The organism is Cupriavidus phytohabitans (assembly GCF_000426345.1).
Taxonomy (GTDB): Bacteria; Pseudomonadota; Gammaproteobacteria; order Burkholderiales; family Burkholderiaceae; genus Cupriavidus.
In genome coordinates, this window is record NZ_AUFE01000246.1 from 1 (window position 1) to 1,221 (window position 1,221).

Here is a 1,221-nt window from a genome sequence, read left to right on the forward strand (position 1 = left end):
CGCTGATGCCGGCGAAACGCCTTCTCGAACAGCGGCAGCAGTTTGATCACCCAGCGATGCACGGTGGAATGGCCCACCGCGATGCCGCGTTCGGCTCGTTGCCTTGTTCCGCACCCAAATGGCCGTCGTGAAGGAGACGACTCGCTCGGGGGCCATCGCCAGGCGTGCGGCTAAACATCTTGCGGCGGCGAACGAGGACGCGCAATCACCGATCCGGCGCTCGCACGCTTCGATGGCGGCCTCCTGCTTCGCCGCGCTGTTTCTGGCCGAGACGGGCATCAGCCTCGCGCAACTGCTGGCCATGAAGTGGAGCCCGGAGCTTGCCGCGAGCCTGCAGGATGCGCCGGTCGCGCGTCAGAAGTTTCGTGAGGTCAAGTACCGGGCAGGCGGGAAGGAGGTTACGTTCACCGTCTCGCTGGGCTTCATGCCAAAGCTCAAGAGGTATCTGGCGTTGTGCGAGTATCTGGTGCAAGACGCAGACTGCGACGCGTTGTTCCTCGTAATCGGGCGTTCTGCACAGCAACGACAGTTAGTAGGTCTTCCACCCCATTTTCTAGTTCAGCTTTACCGTCGACTCGACACACTCGGGATCGTGCTGCCGCGCGTGAGCGCACGTCAGTGGCCGGCGGCCAGGCAGGATTGGGCGGTGAGCAACCACGGCCCTGTCGTCGCAGCCAGGCTGATGGGGCACTCGCTGGCCACGGCGCTGCGCTCGTACTCGAACGGCACCGATGCCGCGCACAAGGCTGAGATGGGTGGGCTGCCGTCACTGCGTCAGGCTCGTGAGCGGACGTGCTGACTCGATCGAGCAGTACGACAGCTCGTTCGGCACGGTGCTGCGACGCGTTGACTTCCTCCTCAATGAACTGCGCAGACGCGATGCCGCGCTGGTCGATCAGATCGAGCACGATGTCGATATTGAAGGGAATCTGGACGCTTTCTGGTCGGCCAGGCTCGACCAGCTTTACGAACTGGGAGTGGCATGAAGAACTCGTTGATCGCACCCCTCGCTGGGCGCCCCGACTGGTACCGGGTCGAGGACGATATGGTGGTCACGCACGACAAGGCTGGAAACGCTGCTTCGCTGTTTGGTGACGACGGCTGGGACGTCCGGGCATATACGACTGGTGTGCATAAGCAGCTTTCGTGATGCCGAAAGCGCGGGGATTTGAGCAAGAACGGTGATGGACGCTGGAGGGGTTCCCTCAGGGAGCGTGCACG

At 62.8% G+C, this 1,221-nt stretch carries 3 protein-coding genes and 1 pseudogene; 3 read left to right on the plus strand and 1 reads right to left on the minus strand.

Translation table 11 applies throughout. From position 1 onward, the window contains the following. Nucleotides 1-95, minus strand: a pseudogene (locus K309_RS42335) (IS6 family transposase); the annotation flags it as partial. Between the two features lie 8 nt (nt 96-103). Here K309_RS42335 and K309_RS0135060 point away from each other — a divergent pair. Genes K309_RS0135060 through K309_RS42340 form a run of 3 tightly spaced genes read left to right on the plus strand, consistent with a single transcriptional unit; the run spans nt 104 to nt 1,150 of the window. Further along, complete coding sequence (locus K309_RS0135060) at nt 104-799, plus strand: hypothetical protein (RefSeq protein ID WP_029050499.1); 696 nt, start codon at nt 104-106, stop codon at nt 797-799. After that, nucleotides 783-986 (plus strand): hypothetical protein, encoded by a 204-nt coding sequence (locus tag K309_RS43720; RefSeq protein ID WP_029050500.1) that lies wholly within the window; start codon nt 783-785, stop codon nt 984-986. Before K309_RS0135060 ends, K309_RS43720 begins: the two co-directional genes overlap by 17 nt. After that, a complete protein-coding gene (locus tag K309_RS42340; protein ID WP_156914559.1) occupies nt 983-1,150 on the plus strand; it encodes a hypothetical protein in 168 nt (55 codons plus the stop codon). Before K309_RS43720 ends, K309_RS42340 begins: the two co-directional genes overlap by 4 nt. The last annotated feature ends 71 nt before the right edge of the window (nt 1,151-1,221 follow it).